The 13991-nt window shown below is 62.5% G+C and carries 13 protein-coding genes; all 13 read left to right on the top strand.

Annotation, left to right across the window (positions count from 1 at the left end; genetic code table 11):
• Positions 1–28: 28 nt before the first annotated feature.
• Positions 29–907 carry a YicC/YloC family endoribonuclease gene (locus BN1969_RS13770; RefSeq protein WP_050624834.1) on the top strand — a complete coding sequence of 293 codons (879 nt, stop codon included), beginning with the start codon at positions 29–31 and terminating at the stop codon, positions 905–907.
• A gap of 13 nt (positions 908–920) precedes the next feature.
• On the top strand, positions 921–1187 hold the full coding sequence (gene remA, locus BN1969_RS13765) for an extracellular matrix/biofilm regulator RemA (protein ID WP_050624833.1): 267 nt from the start codon (positions 921–923) through the stop codon (positions 1185–1187).
• Entirely contained in the window at positions 1184–1801 is a 618-nt protein-coding gene (gmk, locus tag BN1969_RS13760; protein WP_050624832.1) for a guanylate kinase, read from the top strand. The genes remA and gmk overlap by 4 nt, the downstream gene beginning before the upstream one ends.
• A complete protein-coding gene (gene rpoZ, locus BN1969_RS13755) occupies positions 1798–1992 on the top strand; it encodes a DNA-directed RNA polymerase subunit omega (protein WP_050624831.1) in 195 nt (64 codons plus the stop codon). The genes gmk and rpoZ overlap by 4 nt, the downstream gene beginning before the upstream one ends.
• A 44-nt stretch (positions 1993–2036) precedes the next feature.
• Complete coding sequence (priA, locus tag BN1969_RS13750) at positions 2037–4535, top strand: replication restart helicase PriA (RefSeq protein ID WP_242850346.1); 2499 nt, start codon at positions 2037–2039, stop codon at positions 4533–4535.
• A 22-nt stretch (positions 4536–4557) separates the two neighbouring features.
• A complete protein-coding gene (gene def / locus BN1969_RS13745; RefSeq protein WP_050624830.1) occupies positions 4558–5049 on the top strand; it encodes a peptide deformylase in 492 nt (163 codons plus the stop codon).
• Complete coding sequence (fmt, locus tag BN1969_RS13740) at positions 5046–5975, top strand: methionyl-tRNA formyltransferase (protein WP_050624829.1); 930 nt, start codon at positions 5046–5048, stop codon at positions 5973–5975. Before def ends, fmt begins: the two co-directional genes overlap by 4 nt.
• 30 nt (positions 5976–6005) lie before the next feature.
• A complete protein-coding gene (gene rsmB / locus BN1969_RS13735) occupies positions 6006–7346 on the top strand; it encodes a 16S rRNA (cytosine(967)-C(5))-methyltransferase RsmB (protein WP_050624828.1) in 1341 nt (446 codons plus the stop codon).
• Entirely contained in the window at positions 7343–8404 is a 1062-nt protein-coding gene (gene rlmN / locus BN1969_RS13730) for a dual-specificity RNA methyltransferase RlmN (protein ID WP_050624827.1), read from the top strand. Before rsmB ends, rlmN begins: the two co-directional genes overlap by 4 nt.
• On the top strand, positions 8401–9123 hold the full coding sequence (locus BN1969_RS13725; RefSeq protein WP_050624826.1) for a Stp1/IreP family PP2C-type Ser/Thr phosphatase: 723 nt from the start codon (positions 8401–8403) through the stop codon (positions 9121–9123). Before rlmN ends, BN1969_RS13725 begins: the two co-directional genes overlap by 4 nt.
• A gap of 24 nt (positions 9124–9147) precedes the next feature.
• Complete coding sequence (gene pknB, locus BN1969_RS13720) at positions 9148–11163, top strand: Stk1 family PASTA domain-containing Ser/Thr kinase (protein ID WP_050624825.1); 2016 nt, start codon at positions 9148–9150, stop codon at positions 11161–11163.
• A 1-nt stretch (position 11164) separates the two neighbouring features.
• The gene (rsgA, locus tag BN1969_RS13715; RefSeq protein WP_050624824.1) at positions 11165–12043 is read left to right on the top strand and encodes a ribosome small subunit-dependent GTPase A; all 879 of its coding nucleotides are present in this window, start codon (positions 11165–11167) and stop codon (positions 12041–12043) included.
• 310 nt (positions 12044–12353) lie between these two features.
• Entirely contained in the window at positions 12354–13874 is a 1521-nt protein-coding gene (locus BN1969_RS13710) for a DUF3794 and LysM peptidoglycan-binding domain-containing protein (protein ID WP_050624823.1), read from the top strand.
• Positions 13875–13991 lie beyond the last annotated feature (117 nt).

Raw genomic sequence — 13991 nt, 5'->3', positions numbered from 1 at the left:
AATCAAAATAAGGAAGTGAACCGCACCAATGGTGAAAAGCATGACCGGCTACGGCCGGGCGGAGCAGAGCCTGAACGGGCGTACCATCACGGTGGAGCTCCGTTCCGTCAATAACCGATATCTGGATTGCTCTATCCGCATTCCCAGGCTCTATCTGTTTGCGGAGGATGGGCTGAAGTCTCAGGTCCAGAGTTCCATTTCCAGGGGAAAGGTGGATGTCTTCGTCACAATAGACAGCGCAGGCGCCGCCGGCGTGAAGGTCTCCATCAATCGGCCGGTGGCGGACGGATACTGCGCTGCCCTGCGGGAGTTGGCCCAGAGCTATGGGCTGTCCGATGACATCTCCGTCTCCCTGCTCTCCCGATTTCCCGATGTGCTGCTGGTGGAGAAGGAAGAGGAGGATGCGGAGCAGGTCTCCCAGGACATCAGTGCCGTCATGGAACAGGCGCTGTCCGACTTTGACCGGATGCGCAGCCGGGAGGGCCAGAAGCTATCTGATGACATCCTGACCCGGGCGGACACCATTGAACGCCTGGTCACCCTGGTGGAGGAGAGATCCCCCCAGACCGTGGAGGAATACCGGGCTCGTCTGGAGGCTAAAATGAATGAGGTGCTGGCCAACACCCAGCTGGACCCGGCCCGCATCCTCACAGAAGCGGCCATCTTTGCTGACAAGGTGGCGGTGGACGAGGAGACGGTGCGCCTGCGCAGCCACCTGGGGCAGCTGCGGCACATGCTGGCTCAGGGCGGAGCCACCGGGCGCAAGCTGGACTTTCTGATCCAGGAGTTCAACCGGGAGGCCAACACCATCGGCTCGAAGTGCAGCGACATCGAGATCGCCCGCTATGTGGTGGATATCAAGGCTGAAATCGAGAAGATCCGGGAGCAGGTCCAGAACATCGAATGAGGGGGCGGGACATTTGAAGCTCATCAACATCGGATTTGGCAATATGATCTCCGCCGGCCGGCTGGTGGCTATCGTGTCGCCGGATTCGGCCCCCATCAAGCGCATGGTGCAGGAGGCCCGGGACCGGGGCACGCTCATCGATGCCACCTATGGCCGCCGGACCCGGTCGGTGCTCATCATGGACAACGACCATCTGGTTCTCTCAGCGCTTCAGCCGGACACTGTGGCCAGCCGTCTGGAGAGCCGGGAGGCCCCTGAAGCAGAGGAGGATGAGGAATGACCAAAAAGAAAGAGAAGGGACAGCTCATCGTTTTGTCCGGTCCATCCGGTGTGGGTAAGAGCACCGTGATCGCAGAGCTTTTGGGCCAGCGGAAGGGGATCTATTTCTCTGTGTCCTACACCACCCGCCAGCCCCGGGTGGGAGAGGCAGACGGGATCAACTACAACTTCGTCTCCCGGACGGAGTTCGAGAGGATGATCGCGGACCAGGAGCTGCTGGAATACGCGGAATATGTGAACAACTACTACGGCACCTCCCTGAAGATGATCCAGGAAAAACTGAACGCCGGCATCGACGTTCTGCTGGACATCGAGGTGCAGGGGGCGGCAAAGGTTCGGGCCCGATGCCCTGAAGCCGTCTTTATCTTTATCATCCCGCCCTCCTTTGAGGAACTCTCCCGCCGTCTCCACAACCGGAACACGGACAACGAGAACGTGATCGCCGGCCGGCTGGAGAAGGCGAAGATAGAGTTCCGGGAGATCCCGACCTACGACTATCTGGTGATCAACGACAAGGTCTCTAACGCAGTGGAGGAAATCGAGGCCATCCTGGTGGCCAATGAGTGCCGGGTGGACAACCGCAGAAACATTTTGAAAGGGGAATTTTCGTTATGATGCTTTATCCTGCTATGAGAGATCTGCTGGCTAAGGTGCCCAGCCGCTATCAGCTGGTCAATGTGGTGGCCTGCCGCGCCCGGCAGATTGCCAGCGAGGCGGAGACCGCCGGCGTCCCTCTGGACGACAAACCGGTGAGCATTGCCATCCGCGAAGTAGCGGAGGGTCAGCTGGACGTGTCTGAATCGTAAGCAGGCGGCGAGGAGCAAGCGGAGGGAGGCTTCCCACGCTTGCTTTGCCTTGTACGGAAGAGGAGGGGATCGGTATCGGGAGAGTGGTGGCCAAGGTGGCGGTATCCAAAGCGATCTACGCCATCGACAAGCCCTATGACTATCTGGTCCCTCCGGAGCTGGAGGGACAGGTACTGCCCGGGATGCGGGTGGCCGTCCCTTTCGGGAGCGGAAACCGTGGGTCGGATGGCATCGTGCTCTCCCTGGAACGGCAGGAGGAGAACACACCCACACTGAAGCCGGTGCTGTCCTGCCTGGACGACGCTCCCGTCCTGGATGAAAAGGGGATCCAGCTGGCCCTGTGGATGCGGGAGCGGTACTTCTGCACTGTCAGCGACGCGGTGAAGGCCATGCTCCCGGCGGGGATGTACTTTGCCCTGCGGGACAGCGTGACCTTAGTCCCCGGGCTGGAGCCGGAACAGATCTGGGATCTGCTCTCGGACGCTCCAGCTGCCGCCAGGCTGGCGGAGATGCTCTGCTGCTGGGGGGGGAGCGGGGACGTGACCCAGATCCACACCGCCTTTGGCGCCAAGGACCCCACCCCCGCCATCCGGGTCCTTCTGGACCGGAAGATCGCGGTACTGGAGACCAGCGCCCAGCGGGCGGTGGGGGACAAGACAGAGCGGCTGGCCGTGCTGAATATGCCGGCAGAGGAGGCCATGGAGCTGGTCACCTCCAGACGGAAGCGAGCCCCCCTGCGCTACGCGGTGACGGAGCTCCTCTGCACTCTGGGGGCGGCCTCCACCAAGGAGCTTTGCTATTTTACCGGCGCCTCTCCCGCCACGCTGCGATCTCTGGAAAAGAGCGGCATCCTCACCCTGGAGAAGCATGAGGTGCTCCGGAGGGTCCGGGTAGAGGACGTGGAGCCCGCCGGACCGGTGGAATTAAATCAGGAGCAGGAGGCGGCCTTCCGCGGCCTGGACCGGTTCTGCCTCCGGGGGGAGGCGGGCGCCGCCCTGCTGTACGGCGTCACCGGCAGCGGAAAGACCCAAATCTATATCCGCCTGATCCAGGAGGTGCTGGCCAGGGGGCAGACCGCCATGGTACTGGTCCCGGAGATCTCCCTGACGCCCCAGCTGCTGCGGGTGTTCGCCTCCCACTTTGGGGAGCTGGTGGCGGTGCTCCACAGCTCCCTGCGCAGCGGAGAGCGGTACGACGAGTGGAAGCGGGTCCGTTCCGGCGCGGCCCGGGTGGTGCTGGGCACCCGTTCCGCTGTTTTTGCCCCTCTGGACCACATCGGGCTGATCGTGCTGGACGAGGAGCAGGAGAGCAGCTATAAATCAGAGAACGCCCCCCGCTACCATGCCAGGGACGTGGCAAAATACCGCTGTGTCCAGCATAGAGCGGTGCTCCTTCTGGGCTCAGCCACCCCGGCGGTGGAGTCCATGTACCAGGCCAGGGAGGGGCGCTACCGTCTGTTTACCCTGAGCCAACGCTTCAACCAACAGGCCATGCCGCAGGTCCGCATTGTGGATATGAAGCGGGAGCTGCGGGCGGGGAACTGCACCGCCATCAGTGCGGAGCTGCGCCGGGAGCTGGCCTGCAACCTGGAACGCGGGGAGCAGAGCATCCTGTTCCTGAACCGCCGGGGCAGCAGCCGCATGGTCTCCTGCGGGGAATGCGGACAGGTCCCGGAGTGCCCACGATGCTCGGTGCGGCTGACCTACCACTCCGCCAACGGAAGGCTGATGTGCCATTACTGCGGCTATTCTGAGCCCCTTCCTCCTGCGTGTCCTTCCTGCGGCGGCAGGCTGAACTTTATCGGTGTGGGGACCCAGCGGGTCCAGGAGGAACTGGAGGCACTGTTTCCCGGGATCGAGATCCTCCGCATGGATGCGGATACCATCTCCGCCGCCCACCCCCACGAGGAGCTTCTATCCCGATTTCAGAAACAGCGCGTCCCCATCCTGGTTGGGACCCAGATGGTGGCCAAAGGGCTGGACTTTGACAATGTGACCCTGGTGGGGGTGGTGGACGCAGATCTGTCCCTCTATGCCGCCGACTTCCGCGCCGGGGAGCGCACCTTCTCTCTGATCACCCAAGTGGTGGGCCGGGCCGGCCGCGGGGAGAAGCGGGGGAGAGCGGTGATCCAGACCTACACCCCGGACAACGACGTCATCCGTTTCGCCGCCGGCCAGGACTATGACAGCTTCTATGAGCAGGAAATCCAGCTGCGCCGCCTGCGGGACGAGCCGCCCTTTCGGGACATCCTGGTGCTGACCGCCTCCGGCCCCAACGAGGCGGGGGTGCTCCGGGTGTGCACCCGGCTGAGGCAGTTTTTGGAGAGAGAGCTCCCCAAACTGCCCGATCAGTCCTTCCGCCTGCTGGGTCCCGCGCCGGCAGTCATCGCCAGAGTCAACAACCGGTATCGATACCGCCTCACACTGGTCGGACAGGACAGCCGCCCTCTCCGTTCCCTGATCGCCGCCCTCCTCCGGGCGGTGCGGCAGGACCGGGAGAGCCGGGGGACTTCTGTATTTGCCGACCTGAATCCCATGGATTGATTATGCAAAGGAGAAATGTTTCATGGCGCTTCGAGAGATCATCAAAAAGGGGGACCCTGTCCTCGAGAAACACTGCCATCCGGTCACACGCTTCGATCAAAAGCTGTGGGATCTGCTGGACGACATGCGGGAGACCCTGGCCCAGGCCAACGGGCTGGGCCTGGCCGCGCCCCAGGTGGGCATCCTGCGCAGAGCGGTCCTGGTGGTCAACGACCAGGAGGAGATGCTGGAGCTGATCAACCCTGAGATCATTGCCAGCGAGGGGGAGGAGGACGGCCTGGAGGGCTGCCTCTCCGTGCCCGGTTACTGGGGCTATGTGAAGCGTCCCGCATGGGTGAAGGTCCGGGCCCACGACCGGAACGGAAATGAGTTTGAGACTGAGGGGACAGGCATGACCGCCCGGTGCTTTTGCCACGAGCTGGCCCACCTGGACGGACAGCTCTACACGGATCTGGCCGACCGGATCTACACCACCGAGGAGCTGGACGCCATGCTGGAGGAGCAGGGGAAATGACGATTCTCTTTATGGGCACCCCGGATTTCGCTGTCCCGTCCCTAGAGGTGCTGATTGCCGCAGGACACACCATCTGCGGCGTATTCACCCAGCCGGACCGGCCGAAAAACAGGGGAATGAAGCTCCAGGCACCACCTGTAAAGCGGATAGCCCTTGCACATGATATTCCTGTTTTCCAGCCTGTTACTCTCAAGGACGGCACTGCCCTGGAGGAGATCCGCCAGATGTCCCCTGAGCTGATCGTAGTGGCGGCCTACGGCCGTCTCCTGCCCCGGAAAATTTTGGAGCTGCCGGCCAAGGGGTGCATCAATGTGCACTCCTCCCTGCTCCCCAAGTACCGGGGGGCTGCCCCCATCAATTGGGCGGTGCTCAACGGGGAGGAGGAGACCGGGGTCACCATCATGTATATGGCCCAGGAGCTGGACGCGGGGGACATCATCGCCCAGGCGTCCACCCCGATCGATCCCGAAGAGACGGTGGAGTCGGTTCATGATCGGCTGGCCGGGCTGGGCGCCCGGCTGCTGGTCCAGACAGTGTCCCGGCTGGAGGCCGGAACGGCGGAGCGTACCCCCCAGGACGGGGAACGGGCCACCTATGCGCCCATGCTTTCCCGGGAGCTCTCTCCCATTGATTGGACCCGCCCGGCCCGTGAGATCCACGACCAGATCCGGGGGCTGATCCCCTGGCCTGCCTCCAGCACCGACCTGCTGGGTGCTGGTGTGGTGAAGGTGTTTGGCGGTCGAGAGACCGGGGAGTCCACCAGCCGGCGGCCCGGCACCATCCTTTCTGCCGACAAACGGGGCATCCGGGTCGCCTGTGGAGATGGAAAGGTGCTCTGCTTGACAGAGCTTCAGGCGCCTGGAAGTCGACGGATGTCTGCGGCAGACTATTTGAGAGGACACCCTGTTTCGGCGGAAGAGGATTGAGACCCATTCAGAAGCGGGAGGTGAAGCCCTGTGGATGCCCGAGAAACGGCGCTCCTCACCCTGAACGCCTGTGAGAGACAGGGGGGATGGTCGGACGGCGCCCTAAAAAAGCAGATATCGGCGGCCGGATTGGACAGCCGGGACGCGGCGCTGGCCACCCAGCTGTGCGCCGGTGTTTTGCAGAACCAGATGCTCCTGGACTTCTATCTGGCCCATTTCTCCAATATCCCCCTCAAGCGGATGGAGGGGCGGGTGGTCCAGGCCCTGCGCCTGGGGGCCTACCAGATGCTCTTTCTGGACAGGATCCCCCACAGCGCAGCGGTCAACCGGTCCGTAGAGCTGACCCGGGCCTACTGCAAGAACCCCCGGGCGGCGGGGATGGTCAACGGCATCCTCCGCAGTCTGGAGAGGAGCCTGGAGCGTCTGCCCACCATCCCCCAGCGGGACCCGGTGGAGTACCTGTCCATCCTGTACAGCCATCCGGCGTGGATGGTGCGGGAATTCCTGCTGACTCTGGGGAACGACGGCGCTGCGGCCCTGCTGCGGGCCAACAACGCGCAGCCTGCCACGGCGGCCCAGGTGAACACCCTGAAGATCAACGCCCGGGAGCTGCGCCTGCGCCTGGAGGAGCGAGGGGTCCGGGCAGAGGAACACCCCTGGCTGACAGACTGTATCCTCCTGTCTGGGACCGGGAATCTGGAGGAGCTGCCGGAGTTTCAGGCGGGTCTCTTCTACATCCAGGACCCAGCTTCCCGGCTGGCGGTGGCGGCAGCAGGCCCTGCCGCGGGGATGCGGGTGCTGGATGCCTGCGCGGCGCCTGGCGGCAAGTCCTTTGCCGCAGCTATCGCCATGGGGGGCAGGGGAACGGTGTGCTCCTGCGACCTGCACCCCCACAAGAAAAAGCTGATCGCCAACGGCGCGGCCCGTCTGGGCCTGGACTGCGTCACGCCTATGACGGCGGATGCCTGCGTCCACCGCCCGGAGTGGGAGGGTGCCTTTGATCTGGTGCTTGTGGACGCCCCCTGTTCCGGTCTGGGCGTCATTCGGAAGAAGCCGGACATCCGCTACAAGGACCCGGAGCCCCTGGCAGCCCTTCCCAGCGTACAGCGCCGAATCCTGGAGAACGTCTCCTCCTATGTGCGGCCCGGTGGGACACTGCTCTACTCCACCTGCACGCTGCTGCGGCGGGAAAATGAGGATGTGGTGTCCGCCTTCCTGGAGGCGCACCCCCAGTTTGGACCCGAGCCCTTCCAGCTGCCTGGCGTCCCCGGAGCGGAGGGGAGCAGCTGGATGCTGACGCTGTGGCCCCACATACAGGGGACGGACGGCTTCTTTATCAGCCGCATGAAAAAGAGGGAGGAAGCCCTTTGATCGATCTCAAATCCATGACGCCGGAGGAGCTGGCCGCCTGGTTCCGGGAGCAGGGGGAACCCGCCTTCCGGGCCAAGCAGGTGTTTCAGTGGCTCTATCGAGGTGCCGTCTCCTTTGACGAAATGACCGACCTCCCCAAGGTCCTGCGGCAGAAGCTGGAGGAGCACTGTTTTCTTACAGCTCCCCAGGTGGCCAGAAAGCAGGTCTCTGCCCAGGATGGCACCATCAAATACCTGTGGAGGCTGTCAGACGGAAACTGCATCGAGACGGTTTTGATGCGGTATAAGCATGGGAATACTGTGTGTATCTCCTGTCAGGTGGGCTGCCGGATGGGCTGTGCTTTCTGCGCTTCCACCCTGGGAGGCAAGGTGCGGGACCTTACGCCGGCAGAGATGGTGGACCAGGTCCTCTTCACCCAGTTGGACAGCGGGGAGCCGGTCTCCAACATCGTGCTGATGGGGATCGGGGAGCCCCTGGACAATATGGATACGGTGCTGAAGTTCCTGACACTGGTCAACCAGCCAAATGGTCTGAACATCGGCATGCGCCACATCTCCCTGTCTACCTGCGGGCTGGCGGATCAAATTGACAAACTGGCCCAACATAGGTTACAATTAACACTATCGGTCTCCCTCCACGCGCCGGACGATGAGACCCGCTCCCGTCTGATGCCGGTGAACCGGAGCGTGGGCGTGGAAAAGCTGATGGCAGCCTGCCGGCGGTATTTCCAGACCACTGGACGGCGCATCTCCTACGAATATGCAATGATCGACGGGGTCAACGACTCTGACTGGCAGGCTGATCTCCTGGCTCGGCTGCTGAAGGGGACACCCGGCCATGTCAACCTGATCCCGCTCAATGATGTGGAGGAGAGTCCACTGAAGCCCAGCCGCAGGGTGGCCGCTTTTCAGCGGCGCCTGGAGGGGCACGGCGTGACCGTTACGGTGCGCCGCAAGCTGGGAGGCGATATCGACGCCTCCTGCGGCCAGCTGCGCCGAAAGGCCATGGCTCAGACACTCGGCCGGAATGACGGCAGGAAAGAGGCAGATATTCCATGAATGTATGGGGGATCACCCACCGGGGAATGGTACGAGAGCAGAACCAGGATGCGTTTGCCTGCCGGACCCTGCCGGACGGCCGGATCATTGCGCTGGTCTGCGACGGCATGGGCGGCGCCCGGGCGGGCAACATCGCCAGCACCATGGCGGTGGAGCTCTTTATGGAGGAATTCCTTTCACGAAAGGAGGACGAGTCTGACCGGGTCCGGATGGAGCGGGCGGCATCCCGCGCCAATGACGAGGTCTTCCACCGCTCTAATGTGGACATGGAGTGCTCCGGGATGGGCACCACCCTGGTGGCAGCCCTGGCGGGGCCCCACGAGACAGTTATCCTCAACGAAGGGGACAGCCGGGCCTATCACGTCACCCCAGAAGGCATCACCCGGGTCACCAGGGACCACTCGCTGGTGGAAGATCTGGTGGAACGAGGGGATCTGACCCGAGATCAGGCCAGAGTCCATCCTCATAAGAATCTCATCACCCGCGCCTTGGGGGCGGAGTCCCATCTTCGGGCGGACTGTTTCTATCTTCAGGCCCTGCCCGGCCACTACCTGCTGCTGTGCAGCGACGGCTTGAGCAATGTAGTGACCGACCAGGAGTTGCTCTATGAGGTGATCCACGGCGGGGAGGCGGTCACCTGCTGTGAGAGGCTGCTGGATATCGCCCTGAAACGGGGCGCGCCGGACAACGTGACGGCGGTCCTGATTCAGTACGAATAACAGCGACAAAGGAGGCGATTTACCATGGATCAATACATAGGTAAATTACTCGATAATCGATATGAGATCCTGGAGATCATCGGCACCGGGGGCATGGCCCGGGTGTACAAGGCACGCTGTCACCGGCTCAACCGGCTGGTGGCCATCAAGATCCTTCGGGAAGATCTGGCCCAGGACGCGGAGTTCCGCCGCCGCTTCCACGACGAGTCCCAGGCCGTAGCCATGCTTTCCCACCCAAACATCGTGGCCGTTTATGACGTCAGCCGCTCCTCCGACCTGGAATACATCGTGATGGAACTGATCGACGGCATCACCCTGAAGCAGTATATGCAGAAAAAGGGGAACAAGCTGAACTGGCGGGAGGCACTCCACTTTATCACCCAGATCGTCAAGGCATTGGGGCACGCCCACAGCCGGGGCATCATCCACCGGGACATCAAGCCCCACAACATCATGGTGCTGCGGGACGGCAGCGTGAAGGTGGCCGACTTCGGGATCGCACGGGTGGCTTCAGGCGGGCACAGCACCCTGACTCAGGAGGCGCTGGGCTCCGTCCATTATATCTCCCCCGAGCAGGCCAGAGGGAGCCATATTGACGCCCGCTCCGACCTGTACTCTGCGGGGGTGGTGCTCTATGAGATGATAACTGGCCGCCTGCCCTTTGAGGGGGACACTCCGGTCTCCGTGGCCATCCAGCACATCAATTCCATCCCACTCTCCCCCCGTGAGCTGGACCCTACCATCCCAGAGGCTCTGGAGGCCATCACCATGAAGGCCATGGCTCCCAACCCGGACAACCGATATCCCTCCGCAGACGCGATGCTGGCCGACTTGGAAGAGTTCCGTAAGAACCCCAGCATCAACTTTGACTACGACGTGAGCGAGTTCGTGCCCGAGGAGCCGGAAGAGAGCGCCATGACTCAGATCCGCACGCCCCATACGCCGGTGCGCAGCCGTGTGCCGGAGCCTGAACCCCGCAGGCGCCGCTACGAGGAGCCGGAGGAGGAAGAGGAGGAGCCGGAGAACCGTCCCAGGCGCCGGGACCGTCGGCGGGGAGGGACAAACTGGCCCATCATCGCGGCCATCGTTGTCATCCTGGCCTTTGTGGCGGGACTGTTCTACTTCATGTATCAGTTCTTCATCTCCTCCATCCTGATGCCCTCGCCGGACTATACCATCCCCAAGCTGACGGGCTACACCTATGAGGAGGTCCTTCAGGACCCGGAGCTGAGACAGGAGTTCAACATCGTCGTTGGCCAGACGGTGGAAAGCGAGGAGGCTGCGGGGACGATCCTCAGGCAGGACCCTGCTGCCGGGAGCACCGTGAAGTCCAACAACGCAGAGATCACGGTGACGGTGAGCGGTGGACCCGAGGTGATCCAGATGATCGATGTCACCAACCAGGAATATCTGAAGGCCCTGGCCACCCTGCGGGACATGGGGCTGAGCGTGGAGGCCCCCGAATATCAGTTCGATGATGAGGTGCCCGCCAACTATATCATCTCCTATACCCCTGCGGAGGGGACCGAACTCAAGGCGGGGGACAGCGTCCATCTGGTGGTCAGTAAGGGGCCTGAGGCGTCCAAGGTCACGCTGATCTCTTTCGCGGACATGGCCCAGAGCGACGCGGAGAGCCGGATCCGTCTGATGAACCTGGAGGTGGGTGAGATAGAGCATGTCTCCAGTGAAACAGTACCGGAGGGAAAGGTAGTGGAACAGTGGCCGGAGGCTGGTACAGAGGTGGAAGAGGGGAGCAAGGTCAACCTTACCGTCAGTACAGGGCCTGAGAACCCGGACATTCCTCAGACATCAACCAAGACACTCACCATCAACCTGCCGGTGGTGGATGAGACGGACCCTGTCCAGTCCATCAATGTGATGGTCACCAGCGACGACGGAAAGGAAGTTTATAACCGGGATGTAAACCCTCTTATGGAAGTGGCTGTGTCAGTACCGGTCAGTGGGACAGGGAAAGTGACATACAACGTCTATTTCAATGGGAGATTGGACCACGGCGTCACGGTCAACTTTGACGAGTGATATGGCAGAAGGAATGATTTTAAAAGCCCTCAGCGGCTTCTACTATGTGGACGACGGGACTCAGCTGTTCGCCTGCCGGGGGCGGGGGAAGTTCCGCCATGAGAAGGTGACCCCTCTGGTGGGTGACCGGGTGCTGTTTACCCCGCTGGAACACGGGAGCGGCTCGCTGGACGGGATTCTCCCCAGAAAGAATGAGTTCCAGCGCCCGGCGGTGGCCAACGTGGACCAACTGGTCATCATCGTGTCCCAGGCGGTCCCTGCCACCGATCCCTTCCTCATTGACCGCGTGATCTCCATCGCGGAGCGCCGGGGATGTGACAGCGTCATCTGCGTCAACAAGTGGGACTTGGTGCCGGGGGAGGACCTGTACCAGATCTATACCTCCGCTGGCTTCACCACCCTGAAGGTGAGCGCGGAGACCGGCGAGGGGATCGAAGAGCTGCGGCAGGTCATTTCTGGAAAGGTGTCTGCCTTCACAGGAAATTCCGGCGTCGGTAAGTCCAGCATCCTAAATGCACTGGAGCCTGGGATCGCCCTGCAGACAGGGGAGATCAGCGAAAAGCTGGGGCGGGGTCGGCACACCACCCGCCATGTGGAGCTCTACCGGCTGAGCGGCGGGGCTCTGGTGGCCGACACCCCGGGGTTCTCCTCCTTTGATACGGACCGCATGGAGCTTTGCCGCAAGGAGGAGTTGGAGGGCTGCTTCCGGGAGTTTGCCCCTTACCTGGGAAAATGCCAGTTTACCGGCTGCTCCCATGTGAAGGAGAAGGGCTGCGCGGTGCTGAAGGCGGTGGAGGCCGGAGCGATCCAGCCCAGCCGCCACGCCAGCTATATACGCCTGTACGACCAGGCCAAGCAGATCCCGGACTGGGCGCGATAAAATTTTATCAGTGGAACAGTGACACATCGCCTCCCCGTGCATAGACTGGATTAGCCGGAAAACGGCCAGTCTATGCGGAGGGGAGGCTTTCTTATGGGCATCGTCGTGGTACGTTCTCCCAGATGTCTGCGGGGTCTGCTGCGGAAGCTGTTTGGCCTGAAGTGATCCCGGGGCCCAGGGGGCACTGAGTCCTTTTCTGAGGGTGGCATATTTGTCCCTGCCTGTACATATAGTGGTCCCAAAGCGGAATGGCTGACCCGGCGCGGCGGCCCAGGCCGCGCCGACTCGATTTGTAAGGGAGAGGACGATTATGGAGCTTGAGCTCAAACGAGATGCGATCCACTGCTTTGAGACCGTAGCAGACGTCACCATCTGTCAGGAGGAGACCCAGGAGGCTATCGTTCCGGATGCCTGTCCGGACATTCTGCGCATCGTTGAGGTATGCGGTCAGGCGTGCCTCACAGGAAAACAGGCCCGGGAGGGAATGGCCACCGTCTCCGGCATGGTGCGCGCCTCGGTGCTGTATCTGCCGGAGACGGGGGGATGTCTGCGCCATATGGAGCTCAGCGTCCCCTTCACCTGCCAGGTCGAGGCCCCCGGCCTGACCTCCCAGGGGACCATTTTGGCCGATCCCCGCCTGCGGTGGGCGGAGGCCCGGGTGCTGAATCCCAGAAAGATCCTGCTCCGGGTGGACCTGGCTGTGGAGATCAGGGCCTGCCAGCCCTGTGAGCGCACCATATGCCAAGGGGTAGAGGCGGCGGAGGAACATGGTATCCGCCAGCTCCAGGAGGAGCAGACCACCGATCAGATCGTAGCCGTGCAGGAAAAACCCTTTACATTTACAGATGGTGTGGACTTGGGGCTATCAGAGGGTGGTGAGCTGCTCAGCCTCCGGGGAGAGCCATCCTGTGAGGAGAGCCGTCTCATTGGCAGCAAGCTGATCTTCAAGGGCAGTGTGGAGCTCCACGCCCTCCTGCGGGACGCGGACGGGACCCTTCGGACAGCCAGGGAGTCCATGCCCTTTTCTCAGATCATCGAAGTTCCTGGGGCCGGAGAGGACGCGGAATGTGAGGTGCGGGTCGTCCTTACCGATCTGAATGCCCCCGCCATTGGGACAACGGTGGGCTCCGCCGAGGTGACGCTGGAGCTCCTGGCCCAGGCGGTGGTGAGGAGCCAGCGGCCGGTCACCATGCTCCAGGATATTTACAGCACCGGATGGATGCTGGAGGTCCAGACCGAGGAACACACCATGCGCCAGGTGGTGGATCAGTCCATTCGGCCCCAGAGCGTCCGTGAGATCCTGGAGACCACCACCCTGGTACGAAACGCCATAGACGGGTGGCTGTCCCTGGGGGAGATCCGGCAGAGCCGGGAGGGCGACCAGATGATCCTTTCGGCAGAGGTACTCATCACGGCCCTGTATCTGGATGACGGGGAGGAGCTTCAGTCTATCCAGCGCACCGTCCAGACGGACTGCAGGCTGGACTGCCCGGTCCAGGCGGTGTGTCAGTGCTGGTGTACCGCCCCAGGCGAACTGGCCGTGGTGCCGGCGGCCGGCGGACTGGAGGTGCGCTTCACTCTGGAATTCCACTGCCTCTGTCTGGCGGAGCGCAGGCAGGCCGCTATCTCCTCCGCGCGTCTGGGGGAGGAACGGGCCAAGCCGGACGGGACACAGCCCTCTGTGGTGCTGCGTATGGCCGCTCCGGGAGAGCGGCTGTGGGACATCGCGAAAGCGTACGGTACTACCACGGAGGAGATCACCCAAGCCAATGAGCTGGAGGAGGGCTGCCTGCCCACGGGCAGGATGCTCCTGATCCCCCGGGTACGCTGATCTCATCGGCAAGGAGCCGGACCGGGCCTGTCGGCCTGCGGTCCGGCTCCTTTTTCAAACAAAGGCTGGAAAAGCTATGCGGCAAGGTCATATTCCACAGCTTATCCCCATACACTG

It is taken from the genome of Clostridium phoceensis, from assembly GCF_001244495.1.
GTDB lineage: Bacteria > Bacillota > Clostridia > Oscillospirales > Oscillospiraceae > Lawsonibacter > Lawsonibacter asaccharolyticus.
The sequence above is the reverse complement of the archived record's forward strand: the minus strand, read 5'-3'. Positions and strand labels throughout refer to the sequence as shown.